Below are 22,885 nucleotides of genomic sequence, written 5' to 3' on the forward strand. Positions count from 1 at the left end.
CGGGGATCTCTCGGTTCAGGGTTGGCGTTCACAACCCAAACCTAACCGGCAATCGCCGGTGACCACCGTCAGCTACACCACGCTATGGGACACGACCCGAGGTCGCCTACAATTCGGCAAACTCTTCACCGGCTGAGGCTAACTCGTGGCGGCTATAGGCTGGCAGGGATGAGACGGTGAGACGACCGGCCTCTAGCAGGTCACCTCAGCGGTTGGTGCCCGTCAGCGCCCGGGCCAATGCCGCGCCCGTACGCTTTTCGGGTCGGTAGCGAACCTCGATGAGGTGTCGCGAAAGGCTGAATGGCAGAATGGCGATGAGGATGTGGAATCCTGAAAGGATCAATTTTCGGGCGGGCGGAAAATAATCTCCGATGATAACGTTGAGCAGCTTGGGAAGTTGTCGATAGCGACCCACTTGGCCGACGACCGATGCGAGGATCAGCTTTTTTTCCAAGTAAAAATACGTCGTGTCGATATCGACGGGCTGCTGCTTCGAATCCCGGGGCATGACCCTGTTGAGGTGAGCAATACAGTTCCTGAAGCGCTGCATATGCTGCCGGATTATGTCGGCGTCGATGCCGCGGCCGACCCCTGAGAGGTTGCGGTCATGGACGCGGTAGAGCCCCAGCTCCTCCGGCAGAGATACGATCTCGCCGAAGAAGGGAGCCGCTAGGATGATGATTCCATCGACCGCGTTGTCGTAATCGGCGTCGCGCAGCAATTCGCACAGGTCGCGCCTGAAGACGTTCCCCGACGTCGGCGGGCTGACATAGACACCCGTCCTGCGGACACGCTCCCGCAGATCGCCAACCCTGCAGAACAGCTCTGGGTGAGGAACCATCGAGCCCAGGTGTTGGCCGCCGCCGTCGACGCGGCCAAGGCAGAACTGAACCTTGGCGACCTCGGGCTGCAGATGGGGGATGATCGCGTCGAGCGCGCCTGGCAAGAGCTCGTCGTCCGCGTCGAGGAACAGCACGAAAGGCGCCGTCGTCTGGTCGAGGCCATAGATGCAAGCGCGGCGCTGGCCGCCGTTCTCGATGCGGAAAGCTCTGACCCCCGTCTGGCGGATGACCTCCCAGGATGCATCCGTCGAGCCATCATCGACGACGATGACCTCGCAGTCATCGCGGCGCTGAGCGAGCACGCTGCCGATCGCTCGCTCGACATATTCGGCATAGTTGTAGCAGTTCACGATCACCGCGAGCCTGAACGTCGAGCTGGTCATGCCTCGCCCCGCTTGAGCCTCTGTCTGAGGTCCGCCCTCCGCGCTCGGCATGCCGTTCCCAGCTGCCAGCAAAGCCCCCGACTTGGCGCAGACTTTGCAAGAGCCGTACCGTGACAAGCGCTGCTTCGCGGTCGGTGCGATGGCGTCGAGAGAGCGATGTCAAAAAGGAAGATCACTATCCTCTACGTCGTGCCGCCGACGCGCTCCTTCGCCGGCATCGAGCGCGTGACCGATTCGATCTGCTCGGCGCTGGCGACCGAGTATGCGGAAGACGTCGCGGTTTCGGTGCTCTACACCTCGCCCTTCGAGCAGATCGTCGGCCATGTCAGGCCGTACAACGTCGTGCTCAGCTTGGCGAGCGGGCGGTTCGACCTCCTCCGTCGGGTCCGGCGGGTGGTTGCCGAGGGCCGGTTCGACCTTGTCGTCGTGCCTCAGGTCGAGGCCACCGCCGTGTTCTGGCTTTGCTGCCTCGGCCTCCGGCGTCGCTTCATCCTTTATTTGCACGGCAATCCGAGGCTTGAGCGGCGCTCGCCCATGGCGAAGGTGCTGTTTGAGGTGATGCGGTTTCTCGTACTGCCGCGGCTGACGCGCATTTTCGGCACCTCTCCACGCCAGCTTGAGGCCTTCAAGGCCGACTATCCGAGCGAGGTCGAGCACGTCTGGGTGCCCAATCCCGTGCGTTCGTTCGACCGGCCTACGCCCGATCACCGTGACAGCGGGAGTGCCGTTCGCTTCGTCACCGTGGGGCGGTTCGCCTATCAGAAGGGGTACGATATTCTGCTGCACGCGTTTGCAGCCTTCTGCCGAGAGCGTGACGGCGCTCAACTTTCACTCGTCGGCTACGGTGAGGACGAACCGGCGATCCGCACGCTGATCGACCAGCTCGGCCTGTCCGGGCGCGTGACGATCGAGCATTACCCCGACAGCCCTGCGACCCCTCTCTCGCGAAGCGACGTCTATTTGTCAGGAGCACGCTGGGAGGGCTGGTCCCTCGCCATTTGCGAGGGTTTGCGCTTCGGCCTGCCGGTCGTCGCCTTTGACTGCGAGTTCGGGCCGAGCGACATCATTGTCGATGAGCGGATTGGCCGTTTAGTCGCGTTGGATGACGTGGCCGGCTTCGTGGCAGCGATGATCTATTACCATGACAATGTCGCAGCCGAGCGCCGTCACGCTGAGTACCGTGCCCGTTACATCGACCAATTCAGTCTCGACAAGGTCGTGCATGCACACGCGCAAGCTCTGCTTGCAGCGGTCGATTGAAACGAGCAACAGCCCGCCAGGTGTGCGGGCTTAAGCGGCGGCCCCGCTCGCGCCTGCTGAACCTCGCGGCCGTCGCGGCCTCTCGTCGAGCCGTCGACGCTCCGAATCGCCGCCCGGCGACAAAAAACCGTACCTCGATGACATACCGTTCATCCAAGGTTCGGCCAGGCGGTCGACGCCGCCGGTTGCTCAGAAGAACCCCTCGCCTCCTCTTGTGCAAGGATCGACACGCCTTTGCGTGCCGCCTCGGGGGCGGCAGGGCCCACCGCGTGCCCCGCCACAGCGCGATAATTCCCCTCGGCGAGACCGGACCCGGTCGATCGCAAAACCGGACCTCGCTTGCTGAACGGCCGAACAGCGACAATGGCCATGCTCGTCGATCCGGAGCAGACTACGAAAGCAGTGCGTATCGCCTGAACCGCTCCAGGGCGAGAACGAGGAGAAGTCCGAGGCCAAGCCCTGCCGCCTTCACCAGCGCGTCCTGAACCGCGCCGTGGCGTGTCGGGGTCCAGCCCTGGGCGAGTTCGAGCAGCGCGACCGCACCGAGCCCGACGGCGAATATCACAGGACGCTGCCTTGGGTACCCGATCGCGAAGGACGCGGCGGTCACGAGGAAGGCGAGGCTCCGTTCGATATTGGGCACCAGCCAAGGGACGGACGGTCGCTGCTCGATCCCGGACAACGTCGCATAGACGATCCCTATCAGCAGTCCCCAGCCCAAGACTCGAAAGCCGAGCCTGAGCAATGCCGTCCGTGCGCCGATGCTCAGCGACAAGCGCGCTAGGAGGCCGATTGGTCCGGCGACACCCCGCAACTTGCCAGCGTGGCCGAACCCCGCGAGCCCGTCGTGGCAAGCCATGAGAAGCGCGCGCTGCGCCCGCAGCTCCTCAATCCTGCGATAGGCGGCCATCATCTGCGCCTCGGCCTCGACCAATCTGGCTTCATCGGCGGGCTCGCGCTCGAAATAGATCCCGTCCTCGTTCCCCATCAGCGTAGCGGCACGGGTTCGTGCCTCCTCGAGCCGCCGTGACAGCCCTGCGATCGCGCGCTCGATTTCGGTGACGGTTGCGCTGAGTTGCCGGTGAAGGGGGCGGAGCCTTTCGATATCGGTCTGCCGATCCCGGTCGGCCCCGCGAAACCTCACCGGAAGCGCCATCGCCAGTCTCCCCCGACAAGAGCGGATGCTAAGCGAGGCGCCACTGCGCAGCCCGCTCCCGTGGGGAGATCAGCAATTCATGTGCCAGACGATCGTCGCGCCTCCGTCAACGCGCCTGGCGCCGGGCGAGGATATCGAGGAGGCCACGCGGTCGCGTAGCGTCGCTGTCAGCGGTCCGCGATCTGAGCAGGACGAAGACGATGGCGAGGAGCGAGACGGTCACGCTGGCCACGACCGCCGCGACGACCAGCGCCACGAGCACACCCTGCGGCCAAGCCAGCCAGAGCGTCAGCGCGCCGCTGGCGAGGGCGGCCGAAAAGAGGACGATCAGCATCGCTCGGGCTTTCGCAGCTCGCTATCTACGGGTGATTATAGCTTCGCGCGGGTGACCGAGAAAGACTTACACACGCGACCGCCACGGCAAATCTGAGCCGTCATGGTTAAGGGAACTCTAACGCCGCCGGCGCCGTGGCAACAGATTTGCTACGCGTGGTTGAGATCAGCCAGTGGCGGAGCGTTTTGTGAGACGTTGTCCCCCCTTCGACTGTCTTTTTCCGTCCTGCCTTCGCAGATCGTGGCGGGCATTCGCATGGTCCGTGGCGCTGATATCGCTCTTCGTCATGGGAGCCGCCGGATCGCTTCATGCCAATGGATTCGAATACCGGGTCGCCGCCCAGGATCGGCTTAGGATCAAGGTTTCGGAATGGCGCCCGACCTCGCGAGAGCTGTTCGAGTGGTCGGCGCTGACCGGCGAATTCGGTGTCAGCTCGGCCGGCATGCTCTCGCTGCCGGTAGTCGGCACCTTTTCGGTCGACGGCAAAGCGCCGGCCGAGATCGCGGCCCTGATCTCGGAACGGCTCAAGAGTGCAGCCGGGCTGGTCAACGCCCCGGCGGCGGCCGTCGAGATCGCGCAGTACCGGCCGATCTACATCGTCGGCGCGGTCGAAAGGCCGGGCGAATATGCCTTCAGGCCGACGATGACCGCACTTCAGGCCGTCGCCATCGCTGGAGGGTTCCAGCGGATGGAGCTGGCGCTGGGCCGCTTCGAGCGCGAGACGATCATCGCCGAGGGTGAAATCAGGGTCCAACAGACGCAGTTGCTCTCTCTACAGGTCCGTCGCGACAGGCTTCTCGCCGAGGCGAGCAAAGCAGAAGCGATCTCCTTCTCGGAGAATCTGCGTCGCGGCCTCGATGACGGCGTCGCCCAGGCGATGCGTGAGGAGGAGGCGTTGTTCGCCTCGCGCCGCAAGGCGACCCGTTCGCAACTCGCCCTTCTGGACCAATCGCGCGCGTTGCTTGAGGAGGAACTGCGGACGCTTGGCGCGAAGGCTCTGACACAGCAGCGGCAGCAGGATCTCATCCGGCGCGAGCTCAGCAATATCAACAGCCTGATCGCCAAGGGACTCGCGGTAAGTCCCCGCCAGCTTGCGGTCGAACAGAACCTCGCGCAGTCGGAAAGCCAGGCGCTCGATCTGATGCTCGCGACCGCCCGCGCGAAGCAGGAACTCAGCCGAATAGACCGCGCCGCGGCCGAGCTGGAGAATCAGCGCGAAATCGACATTGGGCGCGAACTTCGGGAGACCCAGCTCTCGCTCAAGCAGACCGACGATCGCATCATTGCCCTGCGCGCGCTCATTCACGAGTCGACCGCGCTCGCCCCGCAATTGCAGAGCCAGCAGGAAAAGCAGCTCGGGCGCATGCGCTTCAGCGTCCAGCGGCGCCAGGGTGGCAGCGTCAATGAGATCGCGATCGACGAAGCCTCACCGATCCTGCCCGGCGATATCGTCAGAATCGATCGGGCCTCGCTGCAGTCGGTTCTCTCGTCGCTTTCGCCGGGCGGCTCACAGAACTGAGCGGTCGCGCCCGCATACCATAGCAAGGCTTACGCCATGTGGAGGTTGGCTCATGCTGTCATCCGAATGGCCTGCGCGCATTTTTCTCGCGGATGAGCACCCAATTTTCTTGGCTGGCCTCAAGGCCTGCCTAGCGGAGCAGCCCGACATCCAAGTCGTTGGCGAGGTCAACTCTTCCGCGCAGCTCGTTCAGTTGGTCGAGACGGCGGCACCGCACGTTGCCGTCGTGGGCGAGAGCTTCAACGGAGTTTCGGTAGCCGAGGGCCTGCTGAGCGCTCTACCAGCGCATCGCGTTATCCTTGTCGCCGAAGAGGCCGACGCGCTGCGCGCGCACCGGCTGCTGGCAATGGGCGCGCGCGGCTATGTGCTGAAGCAGTCGCCGGGCTCGGTCGTGCTCAAGGCCATCAGGGCGGTTCTTCGCGGTGGGAGCTTCTTCGATGCGATCGAGGCACCGCGGACGCCGTCCCGCAACGGGCGCGGCCCTGTATTGACCCAACGTGAGCAGGAAGTTTTGCGCCTGATAGCGCTGGGATTCAGTATTCGTGAAGCTGCGGAACGCATCGGCATTACGACGAAATCAGCGGAAACCTATAAAGCGCGAGCTAGCAGCAAACTGAGCATCGATAGCCGTCAGAAGATCGTCCAATACGCGATCACGCGCGGATGGTTTCAGTAGTACGGCGGCACTGGTCGGCCGGCTTATCTGGTCAAATGGAGGCGGCATCTTCTCAATTGCCGTAACGCCGCATCGCGGGAGCCGGCTGCCGTAAGCGTTCTTCCACTATGCCGTTGAAAGCGGCAAAATTTTGCCAGACCTGTCAGGGATTTTCCCGACAAAGCCTGCGCGGTGACCATCTACGATTTGATGTGAATAAACATTTTGCAAGGCTTAGAATCATCTTGTCATGTATTCTATCTCGCTTAATAATCTATTAATGAATGCTCAACGAGTTGGGTGATGCAATGAGCCGGCCCCTTGACTCGCAGGAATTGTCGCCTCCCTTCGCTCTATCCCTTCGATCCAAGAGGGCTGACCACGATACTCCGCAGTTTGCAATAAAGAGAGGTTTCGACTTTACGGCAGGATTGGTCTTGCTGTTTTTGCTCGCGCCGCTGATGCTGCTGATCATTGTGCTGATCAGGGCCGGAGACGGCGGTCCGGCATTCTATCGGCAAACCCGGATCGGCCGAGGCGGCAGGGCCTTCCGCTGCTGGAAGTTCCGCACGATGGCGTGCAATTCGGACGAGGCGCTCCGGCAGATTCTGGCATCCGATCCGACCGCGGCGCGAGAATGGGCCGAGAACCAGAAGTTGACCCATGACCCTCGGGTCACGCCGGTCGGTGTTTTCCTGCGGCGATCCAGCTTGGACGAACTCCCGCAACTCTTCAACATCGTTGTGGGTGACATGAGCTTCGTTGGACCGCGCCCCATCGTGGCAGCCGAACGCGAGCGCTATGGGGAGGCTTTCAGTCACTGCTTTTCGGTTCCGCCGGGATTGACAGGGCTCTGGCAGGTCAGCGGCCGCAGCGACTGCTCCTACGCGACGCGTATTTCGCTCGACAGCCAGTATGTCTCGGAATGGCATCTTCTGCTCGACGCCAAGATCCTGATGCGGACGGTGCCTGCGGTGCTGACGCAAAAGGGCAGCCGTTAGCTGCCGCCCCGATGTCCAGCGCATCGGACAATCGACGCCCAGACCAGATGAGTTCCACGGAGTCACCCGGGCCATGAAAATCGCGATTGTCCATTACTGGCTTGTCGGCATGCGCGGCGGCGAAAAGGTGATCGAGGCGCTCTGCCGGATGTATCCGGAAGCGGATGTCTTCACTCATGTCTACGTGCCCGAGGCCGTCTCGGAAGAGATCCGGCGCAACAAGGTGACGACCAGTTTCATTGGCCGGCTTCCGCGTGCCGCCAAACTCTACCAACGCTATCTGCCGTTGATGCCATTGGCGCTGGAGCAGCTCGATCTGCGTGGCTACGACCTCATCATCTCCAGCGAATCCGGACCGGCCAAGGGCATCATCCCACCACCGGGGGCGATGCATATCTGCTACTGCCACTCGCCGATGCGTTACATCTGGAACATGTTCCACGAATACAGAGAGCGTTCCGGACCGATCACGCGCTTCGTCATGCCGGCGCTAGCCCATTACATTCGCAATTGGGATAGCATCTCCGCGAGCCGCGTCGACCACTTCATTGCCAATTCGGAAACTGTCGCCGCCCGGCTGCACCGATACTACCGTCGGGCGTCGACAGTGATTCATCCGCCGGTCGATGTTGATGCCTTCGAGGTGCTGCCCGCCGAGCTTGTCGAAGATTACTGCCTGATGGTTGGCGAACTCGTTGGCTACAAGCGGCCGGAGCTCGCGGTCGAGGCGTTCAACCGAACCGGTCAGCGGCTTGTGGTGATCGGTGGCGGCGAAATGCTCGCCGAGCTGCGCCGGATTGCCAAGCCGAACGTGACCGTGCTCGGTCCCCAGCCCTTCGACGTGCTGCGCCACCACTATGCGCGTTGCCGCGCTCTCATCTTCCCTGGCGAAGAAGATTTCGGAATCGTGCCGGTCGAGGCCATGGCGAGCGGGCGGCCGGTCATCGCCTTTCGCCGTGGCGGCGCCACCGAAACGGTCCTGGATGGCGTGAGCGGCGTCTTCTTTGACGAGCAATCTGTCGACGCGCTCATCGCCGCCGAGGAGCGGGCGCGCGGGATCGCCTGGGCCCCCCATGAAATCGCGGCCTATGCCCGAAAATTTTCGACAGCCGTGTTCGAGAAGCAGATGGCGCTTCACGTCAGCCAGTTGCTCAAGCCTCTCGCCGGCACGATCTCGATGGTCACACCGGGAGCGCGGCCACGGCCGGCACTGGTCCAGAGCCTCGGGTGATCACAGGCGATCGATAGCGAGATCGGGGAAGCCTTGATGCAGACGATCTACCAGAGCGAAGCCTATGCCGACCTGAATCCGACCTGGCACGAGGAGGACTCCCCGTGGAAAGCCCGTCAGATCGAGGCGATCCTGCGCAAGAACGCGATTTCGTTCGACAAGGCCTGCGAAGTGGGCTGCGGAACCGGAGAGATTTTGTTCAATCTGGCGAAGGCATATCCGGCGATCCGTTTTCACGGCTACGAGATCTCGCCGCACGCCTATCAGCGCGCCAAGTACAAGGAGACCGACAAGGTCGAATTTTTCTTCGGTGACTTTGCCGCGGTGGGCGCAGCGGATTACGACCTGCTCGTGATTGCTGACGTCATCGAGCATGTCGAGGACTACATCGCCTTCATCAAATCGCTGCGCGGCAAGGGCCGCTACAAGGTCTTCCACATCCCGCTTGACCTCTCGGTACAATCGCTGTTGCGCGGCTGGCCGATCGCCAATCTGCGCAAGAATGTTGGCCACCTGCACTACTTCTTCAAGGAAACCGCTCTCGCGACGCTGGCGGATTGCGGTTACAGGGTCATCGACCACGCCTATACGGCGAGCCGGCTGGAACTGCCCAATCAGGCGCTTAGCAGCCGACTGATGCGCTTGCCACGCCGTCTGTGCTTTTCGCTCGCGCCGGATCTGAGCGTCCGGGTGCTGGGCGGCTACTCGCTGCTCGTGTTGGCCGAATGAGTGTCGCGGCCGATCGCAGATGTCGGCGAGCCGTGCTGCCCCAACGAAGGTGGGGGGGATGCGCGCCATGAGCATCGAGCCGATCGGCGCGCTAACCGTCCTCGCCGGGCTGATCTGTCTCTGGCTTGGTACGGGAGCGCTCGTTCACGGGCTGGCCATCACGGCGGTTCTGGGTGCCGCCGCAGCTTTGTTTATCGGAGGCGCGAACGTGCTGCCCGGCCATCTGATGGTCGCCTTCCTGGCTTTCGGGGTGCTGAGCCGCCGCCGCGAGTCCGTCGCCGTGATCAAGGCCTTGCATCCCAATGAGCCGGGCTTCTGGTTTGCCTGTCTGGTCGCCTATGGCGTCGCGAGCGCCATCCTGATGCCGCGTGTTCTGGCGGGCGTCACCCCGATTATCCCCCTCGGCACATCCGTCTTCGAAGATACCGGGTCGACCGTGCCACTGACGCCGGTTTCCAGCAATCTGACCCAGAGCGTCCATCTTTGTGCGACCCTGCTGTGCCTGTTGACGTTGACCGCAGTCGCCTCGACGCGTCAGGGCTTCACGGTCGTCCTCAGTGCGATCCTTGCATATTGCGTCGCCAACCTGGCTTTCGCCCTGATCGACGTGGCGACCTATCTCACGGGCACGCAGGAGTTACTGAGCTTCATCCGCAATGCCCGCTACACGCTGCACACCGACTCTGAGGTGGCGGGCATGAAGCGGATCGTCGGCTCCTATACGGAGACCTCGGTCTTCGCCCGTTCGACACTTGGCGTGTTCGGCTTCACCGGCACCTTGTGGCTCTACGGCGTCCAGCGGGCGTTGACCGGTTCGCTCGCGGCATTTTCGTTCGTCCTGATCGTGCTGTCGACCTCGTCGACCGGGCTCGTCGGCGCGCCAATCATGCTGCTCCTGCTCTACGCCACCGCCTTGGTCAGCCTCGTTCAGGGTCGGGCTGGGGGCCATGCGGGGCTGTTTGCGTTTTATGCGCCGGTCATCGGTCTGGCGGTCGTCCTGCTGCTCCTGCTCAATCCCGAGGCCACGGCGGAAGTCCGCAGCTATGTCGATCTCGTGGTGCTGAACAAGGCGGAATCCGATTCCGGTGTCGAGCGCAGTTCCTGGAATGTCGTGTCCTTCCAGAATTTCCTCGATAGCTGGGGGCTGGGTGTTGGGCTCGGCACCACCCGCGCCTCGAGCTTTGCCGTCGCGCTGCTTGCGTCGGTGGGCATTCCGGGTGCGCTGTTTTTCGCCATCTTCGCGCTGGAGTGCTTCCTGCGCCCGCGGGGCTCCATCGGCAGCCTCGAAGCCGATGCGGCCGTCGCCGCACGAAACGGTTATGCCGGGCTGCTGCTCGGCGACCTGCTCGTCAGTCCCGTCATTGACCAGGGCCTGCTGTTTTGCATGTTTGCCGCGTTGTCCATCGCGGCCAGGCCGCGCCGCGGTGAAGTCCGTGCCGTCCCCCCTATCCCCGCCGGAGCGAGGCTATGAGCAGCGCGCCCTTTTTTGCGGTGAACGGGCGCTTCCTGTCCCAGGATATCACGGGCGTACAGCGCTATGCGCGCAACGTCGTCGCCGCGCTCGATGCCACACTATCCGAGGCGGGACGTCGCGCGATGCTGATTGCGCCGCAGCGCGCAGATGTCTTGACGCTGCAAGCGATCGATCACGTTTCAGCCGGGCGGTTGATGGGACATGGCTGGGAGCAGATCGAGTTGCCCCGGCTCAGTCCCGGCCCATTGCTGAATCTCTGCAACACCGCGCCGGCGCTGAAGCGCGAGCAGATCGTCTGCATCCACGACGCCAACGCCTTCACAAACCCGGAGAGCTACAGCCGAAGCTTTCGAACCGCCTACCGGACGTTGCAGCCGCTCCTGGCTCGGCGCAGCGCCCGCATCTCGACGGTCTCCCAGGCCTCCGCTCGGCAACTCGCACGCCATTTGCCGATCCGCGCCGGCAACATTGCAGTCCTGCCCAACGGCCACGAGCACGCGCTCGCTTGGAACCCGGCCAAGGCGAAGCTGGCTCCAGCGCTGTTGGCGGATCGCGCCAACAGCGAGCGGCCCTTTGTCCTCGCCTTGGGGTCGCGTGCGCGTCACAAGAATCTCGCGCTCGTCGTCACGATCGCCCCCCGGCTGGCCGAACTCGGCGTCGACGTCATCGTCGCCGGCGGTGGGGCGGATATCTTCGCCGATGAGGACCTCGCGCGTGCCGGCAATGTCTGCATGGCCGGACGAGTCGGCGACGACGACCTGGCCTATCTGCTCGATCGGGCGCTCTGCCTGGTGTTTCCCTCCTGGACGGAGGGATTCGGTCTGCCGATCCTCGAGGCGATGGCGCGTGGGTGCCCGGTCGTCTCATCCGATCGCGCCAGCATGCCGGAAGTGTGTGGCGGGGCGGCGTTGCTCGCCTCGCCGTCTGATCCGGCTGCCTGGACGACCCACATCGCGGCGCTGGCCGGGTCGGCCGCCTTGCGCGACGATCTGATCGGGAGGGGCAAGACGCGCCTGCCCTTGTTCTCATGGCGCAGGACAGCAGAAGGCTATCTCGATCTGGCGATCTCGCCACAGTCACGCCGCTCCGCAGCGCAGGTCACGGCAATCCCGGCACCCGCCCCCCGCATCGCCGCCGTCATTGCCACTCGCGGTCGACCGGAGGTGGTGACGGAGACGGTGCTGCATCTCCTCGCACATCAGCGACTGAGACCCGACAGCGTTATCGTCTCATGCGTTCACGCAGCTGATGCCGGCGGACTGCAGGGGCGCAACGACGTCCTCGTCCTGACCGGACCCGCCGGGCTCGCGGCCCAGCGGAACACGGCGCTCGCGCACTTGCCGCCGGGGACCGAAATCGTCGCCTTCTTCGACGACGACTTCATCGCCCACAAGGATTGGCTCGCTGCCGCGGCGCGTTGCTTCCGCGACGATGCCGGCATCGATGCGTTCACGGGCCGGGTTCTCGCCGATGGTGTCACCGGCCCCGGCATCCCGCTTGCCGAGGCCATGACAATGGTCGTGGCGCCGTCCGAAGACGATTGGTCGTGGATTGAGCCCTACAGCCCGTACGGGTGCAACATGGCCTTCCGCGTTTCAAGTATCGCCGGCCTGCGCTTCGATGAGCGGCTCGTGCTTTACGGCTGGCTGGAGGATCGCGACTTCGGAGGCGCGCTGGCCCGAAGAGGCGGACGACTGGTCAAATCCGCCGAGGCGATCGGCGTCCATATGGGCGTCAAGGGCGGGCGCATGGCCGGCGAACGCTTTGGCTACTCGCAGATCGTCAACCCGCTCTACATGCTTCGCAAAGGTACGATGACGATCGGCCAGGTCGGAGATCATCTCTTCCGAAACATCTCGAGCAACCTCTTCCGCTCACTGCGGCCGGAGCCGTTCATCGATCGCCGGGGGCGCCTGCGGGGCAACATTCTCGGTGTCGCAGACATCTTGCGCGGCCGCCTGCAGCCGGAACGCGCCGCCGATCTACAGCCCAGGGAGAGATTTAAATGATGCTGGGTAAACCCGGCGTGACGGGCGCACCTTTCCGGGTCATGCCCCTGGCCGATCAGAGAGCGCAGCTGGCCGGCGATGGGCCGATCGCGCTGTTGCGCATGATCGGCGCCGCCGCAGCGGACCACAAGATCACGATCGCCGTCTGGCTGGCGCTCTGTCTCGCCGCCGGCTTCGCCTATGTCCGCATGACACCGCCAACCTACACCGCCGCGGCCACCCTGCTGCTCGAGCCGCGCCGGCAGGTCCTGAGCGCGACGCGAGAGGTGGCCGCTCCTCCGTCGCTGGACCTGAACCACGCCGACAGCGAGTTGCAGGTCATCCGATCGGAGCGGCTGCTGCGCAGCGTCTTCGATGCACTCGCCCTGAGCGGGCATCCCGAATTCGGTCTCGCCGAACCCGGCCCGCTGCGGGCACTCTCCGCCCGTATTTCCGCTATGCTCGCAGGCGCCCTGCCTGCGGCCTTGCCGTTGCAGCGCCCGACGGGCTCGCCCACGCAGATCGATCCGCGGCGCAGTGCTTTCGACAACTTCGTTCGTCGCTTCTCGGCACGGCGCGTAGGCCAGTCTTACGTCCTCGAGATTTCCTACGCATCGGCCGATCCCGAACTGACAGCCCGCGTCGCTAACGCCGCCGCGTCGGCCTATCTCCTGCAGTCGGTCGCCTTCAAGGCCGACTCCGCCCGCAGCGGCGCCGAGTTTCTGCAGGGCAGGCTTGATGCGCTCGCCAGCCAGGTCGAGGCAGCCGGTATAGCCGTCGGCAGCGGCGCGCTGCCGGCTCGGCCTATTCCGGACGCCGACGCGCGGATCATCGGCGCGGCTCAGACACCGCTGGGCCCATCGGCTCCACGCGCCAGTCTGATCATGGCGTTCGCCGGCGTCTTCGGCCTCCTCGGTGGCTTGTTCGTTGCTGCGATCGCGTCGGCCTTCAACCGCCGCGTCCGCGGTCCGCAGGACCTCCAGCGCGAAACGGGCCTGTCCTGCATCGCGGTCGTCCCGGAGGTCCGCGGCCGGCGCAGGCTGCTGCCGGCCGCCAGCCCCGGAGAAGCGATGCTGATGACGCGCGATCGCGCCGGCTCATTCGCGACGGCGATACGCGATCTGGCGACGGCGATCGAGATCGGCTGGGGCGCGAGCCGCTCGGAGGGCCGCCCCGTCGTCGCGATCGGCTCGTGGCAGGGCGGCGCAGGTGCCACGCTGCTGACGATGAATCTCGCACAGTTGCTGACTCACCGTGGGCGGAGGGTCAGCGTTTTCAGCGCCAATGCTTCTCCCGCCCCCGGCAACAATGGCGATTATTCTTTGACATCATTGGCCGATGTGATCGCCTCGAACACGAAATCGGTGCAAGCCGCCTTCACAACGGTCAACGGCGTGCATCTGCTGCCGCTCCATTCGACCAGCACTCAGCTGAACCGCATCGTCGACTTTTGTGATCCGCGTGCAGCGCTGGTCTTCGCCCAGGCAAAACAGCGCGGCGACGTCCTGATCGACCTTCCGTCAATCGGATCATCTTCCGAGGCGATGGCGCTCGCGACCCATGCCGACATCGTCATCCTCGTCGCCGCCGAAGGCGTCACACGGTTCGATGAGTTGAACGATGCGCTCGTCCGCCTGCAGCGTGCGGGCAGCAGGGTTATGGGCGCCGTCATCAACCGCAGCAGGTCGTGATGCTCAACAAGGTCCTTAAGAAGACTGCCGCGCGAGCCCTCGCGCATGCGACCGACCGCCCCGCACTGCGCAGGCTCCTGTTCAATGCCTTGCGGTTGCGCCGGTCGGAGATCATGGCGCCGCGACAACAGGATGCCATCCGTTTCCTTGGCTATGTCTTTGACCGGCTCGACAAATCCCGCTCCCAAATCCTCCAGGACCTCTGGGTCTGCTACGAACTCGGCGACCAACGCGACGGCTTCTTCGTCGAGTTCGGCGCTACGAATGGCCTGACCAACAGCAATAGCTGGCTTCTCGAAAAGCAGTTCGGCTGGAACGGCATTCTCGCCGAACCCAACCCACTCTGGCATGATGACCTCTACAGCAATCGCGGCTGCATCATCGACAAGCGCTGCGTCTTCAGCAGTTCCGGCGAAAGTCTGTCCTTCGTCGCCACCGAGGATCCCGAACTTGCCGGCATCGCCGTCACGGCCGAGCACGATCACTTCGCCGCCATCCGCCGGGCGGCTCCGTCCTTCGAGGTCGCGACGATCTCGCTCAACGATCTGCTCGAGGAGCACCGAGCCCCGGCCGTGATCGACTACATGTCGATTGACACCGAAGGCAGCGAACTCGCCATCCTCCAGGCCTTCGACTTCGAGCGCTGGCGTGTCCGGCTGCTGTCGGTGGAGCATAGCCACAGCCCGCAGGAGGCGAAGATCGACGCGCTGCTCGCCGCCAAAGGCTTTCGTCGGAAGTTCCCGGAGTATTCGCAGTGGGACGGATGGTACGTCCGCGGCGAAGGGGCGCATCAGGCAGCGCGGTCACTCAGCGTCGCCACCAGCGATCGGTGATTTCCAGCCGGCCGGCGCCGACTGTCAGCCAGACGCCGCAGGCGAGCAGACTGGCGGCGTAGAGCAGTGCGCCGCTCCCGGCGACGATCACGAATTCAGCCAGCGCAGGCAGGCTCAGTGAGGCCAGGCTTGAACGCAGCGCGAGGACCCCGCCCGCCATGACCGCGCCCGCAGCAGCGATCTTCCAGAGGTTGGTGAGCTGACTGGCCAGATCGGCGGAGATGAGCACGCCGACCTCGCGGAGATAGAGGCCCGCCATGATCGCAGCTGCGACCAGGCGCCCAGCGGCGACGCCCACGGCGCCGAAATGCAAAAATCCGATCACGACGGCGGCGGAACGAATGGCGAGATCGAAGAGATTCAAACGGAAGATCAGCTCGGGTCGGCTGAGCGCGAGACTCAGGGAATACAGGGCCTGAAAATAGGGTGTCATCATCACCGACAACGACAGCAGGCAGAGGAAGGTCTCGGCTCCTCGCCATTTCGGACCCAGCAGAACCTCGACGATCAGATCCGCTGTCAGCGCGATACCCAGGCTGCAGGGCACCGAGACGAGCATGCTGAAGCGCGCGGCTTTGAGGAAGGCGCGTCGCAGACGCTGGTCCTCGGCCTTGATCCTGGCAAAGGCGGCCATGATCGGTTGCAGCGCCGGACCGATCAGGCTCTGCGTCGGCATTACCGACAAATCGGCTGCAACCGCATAGCGTCCGAGAATCTCCTTTCCGCCCCAGAGGCCGAGAAGGATGCGGTCGAACTGCCAGGTCGCCGCAGCGACGAGTTGGGCGCCGGTGAACCAGCCGAGGAAGCCAGCGAAATCCGTCAGCCGCGACAGTGACAATGCCGGACGATATGGCGCCAGCCGGTAGGAAAGCGCGGCGCCGAAGACGGGAGCAGCGACAAAGTTGACGACGAGCGCCCAGTATCCGCCGCCGAGCAGGAGGGTCGCGAGAGCAAGGCAAAAGGCGGCGAGTTTGCCTCCGGTCTCGAGCAGGAAACTGCGGAGGAAGCCCAGGTCGCGGACGAACAGGATTAGGCCTGGACTGGCGAGTCCGCGTGCGATCGGCGCAAGTGCCAGGACCAAGATCACGGGGACGACCCGCGGATCGCCGTTGATGGCCGAGAACGGCCAGGCGACGGCCAACAGCAGCAGCGCGATCGCGACGCCGCGCAGCGCGCCCAAGGTGAAGCCGGTATTGAGATGCGTCCTGTCGACATGCGGCAGGCGGACCAAAGCCTGCGTCACGGGGATTTCTAGAACCATGTCGACGATGACGACGCAGGACATAGCGAGCGCTGTCAGCCCGAAATCCGCAGGTGTCAGGATGCGCGCCATGATCAGCAGCGTGAAGAAGTCGATGAACCGACCAAGGAAGCGCGAGGCGACCAGCCAGCCCGCGCCCTGGAACACCTTCATCGCCAGCATGGCGTTTTCGCAAGAATGCCCGCCGCCCGGTAGAGCGAAACTGGCCAGAAATCGGCATCGCCCGAAATGGCCATTCTCGAATGCGCCTCCCTCATGTGACGATCATCAGCGATGGAGACCGATCGAAAATCCGCGCAGCGCATGAAAGGCCTCTATCGCTGTGAGCAGCGGCCAGCGCAAATGGGGAAAGGCACGGACGATGGCCCCTTCACGCCAGAGCTGCGTGCGGATCGAGGTCAGGCGAGACAAAGGGCCGTCCGGCAGTTTGCCACCATCCCCGACGGCACCGGCCCGGCCGAAATCGACGGAACGCTCGCCGATCGCCAGCGCCGCGAGATCCGCCTCGGCCGGCCGAGTAACGGCCTGCCGAAGCCGCAGCCAGGCGCGGGCCGCGTCTTGCATGATCACCCTCCCGTCGCCGACGCCCTCGATGTAAGCCAAAGCTCCGGCCAGAAGCGCGTTCCCCGCGAGCAGATCGACCTTACCGAAGGCGATCTCGCCGGCATTGCAAGCGACGTCGCCGCTCAAATCCTGTTCGAAGACGCGGACCGAAGGGATGGCCGGCTCGAATAGGCTCTCGATCAATTGCCAATAGCGCAGCACCGTCGATCGTACGGCGAAGGCGCTATAGCGGTTTCGCTCGACGGCCAGCCCGACGACACGCGGGAAATGATCCTCGCTGAAGCCCTTGTAGTTGCAGCGCGCGAATTGGACCGTCTCGCAGCTGAATTCCGGGAAACCCGCCGCGAGCAGGCGCTGGGTGCTGCCGTAAAGGCCGGTGTCGCACAAGATGATGCGGCTTGCGCCACCGCTCGCCGCAACGAGATGGCGCCGGAACAGGCCGTTCTGGCGATCGATGGCGGCGGCGACCGCGTCGCCGGCCGGACTGTCGAGCAGAGCAAAGAAGCGCGCCGGCGCGAACGGCTCGTTCCAGGCTGGAGGCAGTTCATGGCTTTCGCCGCTGAGCGCGCGAGCGACATCCGCGAAGCTGTCGTCGCGAAATTCGCGACCGAGTTCATCGAGCGCCGCCGCGCTGCGGGTCATCACGGCCGCTCTGGCTGCGACCAACCGCGAAATCATGAGATTATCGCGCTTTACGGAGAAAGGTAGCTTCAGGGACGTGACCACCTGCTCGAACGCCAAGCGGATGCCGAGCCCACCGCGCGCGCAGAACAGAAGTGCCACATCGTTCCGCTTCGCGGCCTCGTCGACATAAAGCCATATCGCCAGGCAGAATTCGGCCACGATCGGCCCCAGGACCTCGCGCCCGAACGCGTAGGGCTTCTCCACGGCCGCCAGCGAGCCACCGGTCAGCGCTCGCCGCTTGCGGACCAGGCGCCCAAGTTCGCTCACGCCGCCATGGAGCCGAGATAGCCGGCGCCTTGCTTGCGGGCGCGGGACATGGAGGGTCCGCAGTCCGAGCGCCGCTGGCACGCGATGATCGGCCAGGAGGTCATCGCCGATATGCAGCGCATTCGTGGCCCTCATTCCTTCGGCGGCGAGAACCGCGTGGAAGAGCCCGCCACGTCGCTTGGTCAGGCCGAGCTCGGCGCTCGAATAAATCCGGTCGAGCAGCGGCTCCCCATGGACATGTAACACCAGCGTCTCCAGCGCCGAGGTCGGCAGCCCGATATCGCTGATCGCGATGACGCGTCGACCTTCGCTCCGGCAGTGACGCAGCAGCGCCGCCAGCGGTCGGTTCGGCCGCAGAGCTTCCTTCTCGACCGCGATCTCGATTGCGAGCCTCGTCCCGCAAAGGTCGGCCGGGAGTCCCAGCATGGCGATCTGGCGCCGGATCACGTCGGTCAGCGCGACCTCCCCGTCCTGCGCCGCCATGTTGAGCGCCCGATAGGCCAGTCGCTGCGCCTCGAGACGCGCTTCGACCAGCCAAATCTCCGAAACAGTCAGGCCTTGCTCGGCAAGCTTTCGAGCAAAGCTGCGCTCCCCCGCGACGATCCGCGCGCGCTCTGACCGCAGGGTGCGCAGCAGCAAGGTATCGAACAGGTCTGTCGACACCAGTTCGACACCGTGGAGCAGCTCCGCCTCGTTCGGATGGAAGCAGCGCGGCATGATGCGCTCCGTGCCCAGCCTCGATGATCGGGGCCGACGCGACGACGTCGGCGATCGCATGGCAGAACTTGCCTGACCCTGCTGAAGCAGGGAGCGTGCCAGTCTAAAGTGGCGAATCCAGCCACCCACGAAGCCGATCGCTCAACAAAAGCGCATTCGCCCTGCGATTGAGCAGGATGGCAGCGCCTCTGGCGACGCGTTTTGCTTTTGGCTGATCTTGCGGGAGATTAACCTGACGTCTTGCCGAGGGGTGAGGTCTGGCGATGGAAGATACGGTCCACCGGATCGACGATGCCGACCGCAGTGCGCCCGAAAGCTATGACGCGATTGTCCTCGGCGCCGGTGTGTCCGGTCTGGTCTCAGCATCCGTGCTTGCTCGGCAAGGCTGTCGCCGGATCCTCGTCGTTGACGAATACGCGCATATCGGCGGCAACCATATTGATTGGTCGTTGGGCGGCTACACCTTCGACATTGGCAGCCTGATCTTTCAGGACGACTCGCCGCTGCTGCAGCATTTCCCCGAACTGTTGCCCCGTTATGTGCAGATCAGGCCGCGCTGGGCTCGACTCAACCCGCAGCGGCTGATAACCGCCTATCCGATCTCGGTCAGGGACGACATTCTGGCAGCCGGACCGGTCGAGGTGGCTCGAATACTGGCGTCTGCGCTCTATGCGCGCGTTTTCCAGCGTCGCATGCGCAATGCTCGCGAGTTTGCGCGCCACTGGATCGGGGCGCGTCTGCTGCACCGCTCAGGCCTCGACGCCTACATGACGCGTTTTTACGGCATCGCGTCCGATCAGATCGGCATCGAGCTGGCGCGCAAGCGCATGCAGTGGATCAGCGAACACGCCTCGCTGCGCGCCTTGCTCGGCCGTTTGGCCCGGAAGAAGCCGCCGGCCCCGACCAACTGCCAGCTGGCGCGCCCTCGCGAAGGCTTCGCCTCGCTCTACGCCGGCGCCGCGGAGGTGCTGTCGGCCCGCGGCGTTGATTTCCTGACCGGCACACGGCTCGTCCGGATCGAAAAACGCGAAAGCGGCTTTGTGCTGTTCCGCGAAGAAGGGGCGGTGGTCGCCGATCGCATCGTTTCCACGATCCCGATTCCGCGCCTGCAAGCTCTCTGCAACCTGCCGGTTTCACAGGAACTCGAAACGATCACGCTGCTGGCGCTCTATTTCAGCTTCGACGGCGCCCGCGGCTTCGAAGAGGAGATCATCTACAATTTCTCGTATGACGGCGCTTGGAAGCGACTGACCATGTATTCCGACTTCTACGGTCGCGCGCTGGGACGCGAGTACTTCGGTGTCGAGGTGATCGCGAATCACATCGGGCATTCCGTCGACCGCGCCGAGGCGGATTTCCGCGCCCATGTTGCCGCGAACGGACTGTTCTCCGGTGACCTCAGGCTCGAAGGCAGCCAGTCGCTTGAGAATGCCTACCCCATTTACCGCAACGGCGCCGATGAGAGTGCGGCGGAGGCCGTCAGGGCATTGCGGGCTTTCGGGATCGAATCGCTCGGCCGCCAAGGTGGCTTCAACTACCAGCCGACAGCGCGCGTTTCGACAATCGAAGCGGAGGCGGCTCTCGGTCGCTGCGCTGCCCCGGCACGGTAAATGCAGGTCTGGGGAGCCCGCAACGCCGAGTCAGGCCCGGACAATCGGAGGCGCGAGCATCGGGATGGGTCCATGCGTATCCTCCACCTTCTGAACCATACGACCAAGTCCAACGGCCATGTGCACGCAGCGGTCGATCTCGCCTGCGAGCAGAGCAGGCTCGGTCATGCGGTCGCGATCGCCAGCGGTGGCGGCGACTTCGATGCCCTGCTCGCCAGCAACGGCGTTGAGACATTTCGGATCGACCATCATCGGAAGCCAGCCACACTGCTAAAGTCGGGCTGGGCGTTGCGCCGACTTCTACGAGGTTGGCGTGCCGACCTCGTGCATGCCCACATGATGACAAGCGCCGTGTTGGCCTGGCCGGTCTGCAAGCTCGCGGCAGTCCCGTTGGTCACGACGGTCCACAATGCCTTCGAAAAGAGTGCCATTCTCATGCGAGTGGGGACCCGCGTCATCGCGGTCAGCGCCGCGGTCGGCGCGTCCATGCAGCAACGGGGCATTCCGTCTGCAAAGCTGCGCGTGGTCCTGAACGGCACCATAGGCTCGGCGCGTCTCGCCGAACGGGAAACCCAGCCGGCCGCACTCGGCTCGCCGAGCATCCTCTTCGTCGGCGGCTTGCATCCGCGCAAGGGATTGCCCGATCTCTTCGCCGCGTTCGAACAGGTCCATCGGCGTCATCCGCACGCACACCTCTATATCGTCGGTGAAGGCCCCTATTCGGAAACCTATCGCGATATAGTCGCCGGGCTGTTCTGCCGAGACGCCGTCCATTTCGAGGGCAGCCAATGGGATCCGTTCCCCTGGATGCTGGGGGCCGACATCTTCGTTCTTCCGTCCCATGCCGACCCGGCGCCGCTCGTTCTTTCGGAAGCGCGGGAGGCGGGTTGCGCTGTCGTCGCGACGAGCGTCGACGGCATCCCTGAATTACTGGAAAAGGGGGAAGCCGGCGTATTGGTGCCGGCGCGCGATCCAGATGCCCTCGCGGTGGCGCTCTGCCAATTGATCGACGAACCGGGCGCGATCCGTGACTGGCGCGCACGCAGTCAGCGCCGGATCGATCACCTCAGGATAAGCCGCGTCGCACGGGAGACGTTCGGCGTCTACGAGGATGCAATCCGGCAGTCGGGGCGCCTAGCTGGCCCCGGAGTGTCACATTCAAACCGGACCGCCTGAGGAGCCCTCCAGCAACGGAGACAGCGATGTCATTCTTGCCATCCCGCCGGATGGTTCTCGGCGCGGCTGCCGCCTTCGCAACGGGGAACGCAGCGCAGATGATGCCGGCCCATGCGCAGCAGGACGCTCCCGACCCGACACTGGGTCGCACGCTGCTCTTCGACGAGAACTTTGCCGTCCTCGATCCCGCGATCTGGCACGCAGGCCCCAAGGCGACGACACGCGAGCCGGGCTTCTACGGTCGCTCGGCCTTCAGCCGCCGCGGCGGCGAGGAGGGTTTCGACCCCTACGCCATCGTCGCCGATCCGCTGGCCTCCGGCGGCCATGCGCTCGAGATTTCGGCCCGCTATCTCGGACGGCAGATGAACGTGCCAGCCTATTACGGCAATGGCCTCTCCGAGTATCAGTGGATTTCCGGCAATCTCCAGACCGCACGTCGGGACGGCACGATCCTCAGAGGCTGGCGCAGCGGCTATTTCGAGGCGCGGATGTGGTTTCCCGCGCATCCGCTGAGCTTTCCGGCCTTCTGGCTTCTTAACGGACGCAGCATCCTTTCCCCAAACACCAGCGTCGAATTCGACATCGTCGAGCACAAGGGTTGGGAGCGCCGCCTCTACGGGGCCTACCTGCACGAATGGGGACAGCCTGGCGAGCACCACGAGGGGATCGGGGTGGCCACCGAGGTCGATCTCACCAGCGGCTATTTCCGCTATGGCGGGTTGATCGAGGACGACCGCTGTATGCTCTATTTCGAGCGCCGGCCGATCCGCGATCCGAAAACCGGGCGCGCCGTGCAATGGCAGATCCGGCGTGCCGCAGAGCTCGATGCGCAGAACGATGTCTTCTGGCTTTTGATCACACTGGCTTTACGATCAGACGTCCCCTTTCCTCAGCCGCTCAAGCCAGAGGACCGACAGACACAGCTCAGGATCGACTACGTCCGTGTCTATGGCGTGTGAGCGGACCGTGACAACAGCCCCTTTCTCCGAGGACCAGCCATGCTCGACAACGACCGTCCCCGGATTGTCGAAGGCTCCAACTATCAAGGATCCGCGTTGGTCGAGTTTGCGGGCGGCCTTGTAGCCCAACGCGACAATTCCGGGCCCCAAGCTGGACTGACAGCACCAATATGGCGAACCCGCCTCAATCCGTATGTCTGCTTATAGGCAGAGCACCGACGTCGGATTGTGTGAAGGGTTTCGGATGCCGGCCCGTGCGAGCGGGTTCGGAATGGGCTGAGGGCCGGCGTCCGAAAAGCCTCCAGGGGAGGAAGCGGCGGCCCGGGCCGTGGGCTATTGGGATTTCGCTGGGCCGCCTGGTCGGCGGGATCGTGCGAGGCGCGGGTCGGCGGCGCGATGTTCCGACCGGGATGCCCGGAAGCCTGAAGTTTGGTGCGTCTGGGCGGGATCTGGGGTCGTGTCCCATAGCGTGGTGTAGCTGACGGTGGTCACCGGCGATTGCCGGTTAGGTTTGGGTTGTGAACGCCAACCCTGAACCGAGAGATCCCCGA

The 22,885-nt window shown here is 64.3% G+C and carries 18 protein-coding genes; 13 read left to right on the top strand and 5 right to left on the bottom strand.

Annotated features, from left to right (window positions below; translation table 11 throughout):
* Window positions 1-205: 205 nt before the first annotated feature.
* Window positions 206-1,225: a glycosyltransferase family 2 protein gene (locus ACFPN9_RS10580; RefSeq protein ID WP_066722789.1), complete on the bottom strand. Its 1,020-nt coding sequence runs from the start codon at window positions 1,223-1,225 to the stop codon at window positions 206-208.
* A 156-nt stretch (window positions 1,226-1,381) separates the two neighbouring features.
* Between ACFPN9_RS10580 and ACFPN9_RS10585 the strand changes: the two genes are divergently transcribed.
* Window positions 1,382-2,485: a glycosyltransferase gene (locus ACFPN9_RS10585; RefSeq protein WP_066722791.1), complete on the top strand. Its 1,104-nt coding sequence runs from the start codon at window positions 1,382-1,384 to the stop codon at window positions 2,483-2,485.
* 391 nt (window positions 2,486-2,876) lie between these two features.
* Here ACFPN9_RS10585 and ACFPN9_RS10590 read toward each other — a convergent pair whose 3' ends face one another.
* Window positions 2,877-3,641, bottom strand: coding sequence for a hypothetical protein (locus ACFPN9_RS10590; protein WP_066716050.1), 765 nt, complete (start codon window positions 3,639-3,641; stop codon window positions 2,877-2,879).
* A 106-nt stretch (window positions 3,642-3,747) separates the two neighbouring features.
* Entirely contained in the window at window positions 3,748-3,975 is a 228-nt protein-coding gene (locus tag ACFPN9_RS10595; RefSeq protein ID WP_066716052.1) for a hypothetical protein, read from the bottom strand.
* A 262-nt stretch (window positions 3,976-4,237) separates the two neighbouring features.
* Here ACFPN9_RS10595 and ACFPN9_RS10600 point away from each other — a divergent pair, with 262 nt between their 5' ends.
* From ACFPN9_RS10600 to ACFPN9_RS10640, 9 genes are all read left to right on the top strand, one after another.
* Entirely contained in the window at window positions 4,238-5,494 is a 1,257-nt protein-coding gene (locus tag ACFPN9_RS10600) for a polysaccharide biosynthesis/export family protein (RefSeq protein ID WP_067254950.1), read from the top strand.
* Window positions 5,495-5,546: 52 nt separating this feature from the next.
* Window positions 5,547-6,170 (top strand): LuxR C-terminal-related transcriptional regulator, encoded by a 624-nt coding sequence (locus ACFPN9_RS10605; protein ID WP_066716056.1) that lies wholly within the window; start codon window positions 5,547-5,549, stop codon window positions 6,168-6,170.
* A gap of 287 nt (window positions 6,171-6,457) precedes the next feature.
* Complete coding sequence (locus tag ACFPN9_RS10610) at window positions 6,458-7,150, top strand: sugar transferase (RefSeq protein ID WP_280939900.1); 693 nt, start codon at window positions 6,458-6,460, stop codon at window positions 7,148-7,150.
* A 73-nt stretch (window positions 7,151-7,223) separates the two neighbouring features.
* Window positions 7,224-8,381 (top strand): glycosyltransferase, encoded by a 1,158-nt coding sequence (locus tag ACFPN9_RS10615; protein WP_066716058.1) that lies wholly within the window; start codon window positions 7,224-7,226, stop codon window positions 8,379-8,381.
* A gap of 36 nt (window positions 8,382-8,417) precedes the next feature.
* Window positions 8,418-9,110 (top strand): class I SAM-dependent methyltransferase, encoded by a 693-nt coding sequence (locus ACFPN9_RS10620; RefSeq protein WP_066716060.1) that lies wholly within the window; start codon window positions 8,418-8,420, stop codon window positions 9,108-9,110.
* A gap of 67 nt (window positions 9,111-9,177) precedes the next feature.
* Entirely contained in the window at window positions 9,178-10,581 is a 1,404-nt protein-coding gene (locus ACFPN9_RS10625) for a hypothetical protein (RefSeq protein WP_066716075.1), read from the top strand.
* Window positions 10,578-12,593 carry a glycosyltransferase gene (locus ACFPN9_RS10630; protein WP_066716061.1) on the top strand — a complete coding sequence of 672 codons (2,016 nt, stop codon included), beginning with the start codon at window positions 10,578-10,580 and terminating at the stop codon, window positions 12,591-12,593. The genes ACFPN9_RS10625 and ACFPN9_RS10630 overlap by 4 nt, the downstream gene beginning before the upstream one ends.
* Complete coding sequence (locus ACFPN9_RS10635) at window positions 12,590-14,263, top strand: Wzz/FepE/Etk N-terminal domain-containing protein (RefSeq protein WP_377816873.1); 1,674 nt, start codon at window positions 12,590-12,592, stop codon at window positions 14,261-14,263. Before ACFPN9_RS10630 ends, ACFPN9_RS10635 begins: the two co-directional genes overlap by 4 nt.
* Window positions 14,263-15,096, top strand: a complete 834-nt coding sequence (locus tag ACFPN9_RS10640) for an FkbM family methyltransferase (RefSeq protein WP_066716065.1) — start codon at window positions 14,263-14,265, stop codon at window positions 15,094-15,096. Before ACFPN9_RS10635 ends, ACFPN9_RS10640 begins: the two co-directional genes overlap by 1 nt.
* Here ACFPN9_RS10640 and ACFPN9_RS10645 read toward each other — a convergent pair.
* Window positions 15,071-16,519, bottom strand: a complete 1,449-nt coding sequence (locus ACFPN9_RS10645; RefSeq protein ID WP_066716067.1) for an oligosaccharide flippase family protein — start codon at window positions 16,517-16,519, stop codon at window positions 15,071-15,073. The two genes, ACFPN9_RS10640 and ACFPN9_RS10645, sit on opposite strands and share 26 nt — an antisense overlap.
* 105 nt (window positions 16,520-16,624) lie before the next feature.
* The gene (locus ACFPN9_RS10650; protein ID WP_067991707.1) at window positions 16,625-18,589 is read right to left on the bottom strand and encodes a hydrolase; all 1,965 of its coding nucleotides are present in this window, start codon (window positions 18,587-18,589) and stop codon (window positions 16,625-16,627) included.
* Between the two features lie 263 nt (window positions 18,590-18,852).
* Here ACFPN9_RS10650 and ACFPN9_RS10655 point away from each other — a divergent pair, with 263 nt between their 5' ends.
* From ACFPN9_RS10655 to ACFPN9_RS10665, 3 genes are all read left to right on the top strand, one after another.
* Window positions 18,853-20,199 (top strand): FAD-dependent oxidoreductase, encoded by a 1,347-nt coding sequence (locus tag ACFPN9_RS10655; RefSeq protein ID WP_066716070.1) that lies wholly within the window; start codon window positions 18,853-18,855, stop codon window positions 20,197-20,199.
* A gap of 72 nt (window positions 20,200-20,271) precedes the next feature.
* Entirely contained in the window at window positions 20,272-21,375 is a 1,104-nt protein-coding gene (locus ACFPN9_RS10660) for a glycosyltransferase family 4 protein (protein ID WP_067254329.1), read from the top strand.
* 26 nt (window positions 21,376-21,401) lie between these two features.
* Window positions 21,402-22,334, top strand: coding sequence for a glycoside hydrolase family 16 protein (locus ACFPN9_RS10665; RefSeq protein WP_066721601.1), 933 nt, complete (start codon window positions 21,402-21,404; stop codon window positions 22,332-22,334).
* Window positions 22,335-22,885 lie beyond the last annotated feature (551 nt).

Source organism: Allobosea massiliensis (assembly GCF_042655245.1).
Lineage (GTDB): Bacteria > Pseudomonadota > Alphaproteobacteria > Rhizobiales > Beijerinckiaceae > Allobosea > Allobosea massiliensis.

Bases quoted from the DNA above. Each gene is read 5' to 3' on its own strand.
- ACFPN9_RS10665 (WP_066721601.1), top strand. From the start codon at position 21,402: ATGTCATTCTTGCCATCCCGCCGGATGGTTCTCGGCGCGGCTGCCGCC.
- ACFPN9_RS10620 (WP_066716060.1), top strand. From the start codon at position 8,418: ATGCAGACGATCTACCAGAGCGAAGCCTATGCCGACCTGAATCCGACC.
- ACFPN9_RS10625 (WP_066716075.1), top strand. From the start codon at position 9,178: ATGAGCATCGAGCCGATCGGCGCGCTAACCGTCCTCGCCGGGCTGATC.
- ACFPN9_RS10585 (WP_066722791.1), top strand. From the start codon at position 1,382: ATGTCAAAAAGGAAGATCACTATCCTCTACGTCGTGCCGCCGACGCGC.
- ACFPN9_RS10615 (WP_066716058.1), top strand. From the start codon at position 7,224: ATGAAAATCGCGATTGTCCATTACTGGCTTGTCGGCATGCGCGGCGGC.
- ACFPN9_RS10605 (WP_066716056.1), top strand. From the start codon at position 5,547: ATGCTGTCATCCGAATGGCCTGCGCGCATTTTTCTCGCGGATGAGCAC.
- ACFPN9_RS10630 (WP_066716061.1), top strand. From the start codon at position 10,578: ATGAGCAGCGCGCCCTTTTTTGCGGTGAACGGGCGCTTCCTGTCCCAG.
- ACFPN9_RS10645 (WP_066716067.1), bottom strand. From the start codon at position 16,519: ATGCTGGCGATGAAGGTGTTCCAGGGCGCGGGCTGGCTGGTCGCCTCG.
- ACFPN9_RS10595 (WP_066716052.1), bottom strand. From the start codon at position 3,975: ATGCTGATCGTCCTCTTTTCGGCCGCCCTCGCCAGCGGCGCGCTGACG.
- ACFPN9_RS10660 (WP_067254329.1), top strand. From the start codon at position 20,272: ATGCGTATCCTCCACCTTCTGAACCATACGACCAAGTCCAACGGCCAT.
- ACFPN9_RS10635 (WP_377816873.1), top strand. From the start codon at position 12,590: ATGATGCTGGGTAAACCCGGCGTGACGGGCGCACCTTTCCGGGTCATG.
- ACFPN9_RS10610 (WP_280939900.1), top strand. From the start codon at position 6,458: ATGAGCCGGCCCCTTGACTCGCAGGAATTGTCGCCTCCCTTCGCTCTA.
- ACFPN9_RS10640 (WP_066716065.1), top strand. From the start codon at position 14,263: ATGCTCAACAAGGTCCTTAAGAAGACTGCCGCGCGAGCCCTCGCGCAT.
- ACFPN9_RS10650 (WP_067991707.1), bottom strand. From the start codon at position 18,589: ATGCCGCGCTGCTTCCATCCGAACGAGGCGGAGCTGCTCCACGGTGTC.
- ACFPN9_RS10655 (WP_066716070.1), top strand. From the start codon at position 18,853: ATGGAAGATACGGTCCACCGGATCGACGATGCCGACCGCAGTGCGCCC.
- ACFPN9_RS10580 (WP_066722789.1), bottom strand. From the start codon at position 1,225: ATGACCAGCTCGACGTTCAGGCTCGCGGTGATCGTGAACTGCTACAAC.
- ACFPN9_RS10590 (WP_066716050.1), bottom strand. From the start codon at position 3,641: ATGGCGCTTCCGGTGAGGTTTCGCGGGGCCGACCGGGATCGGCAGACC.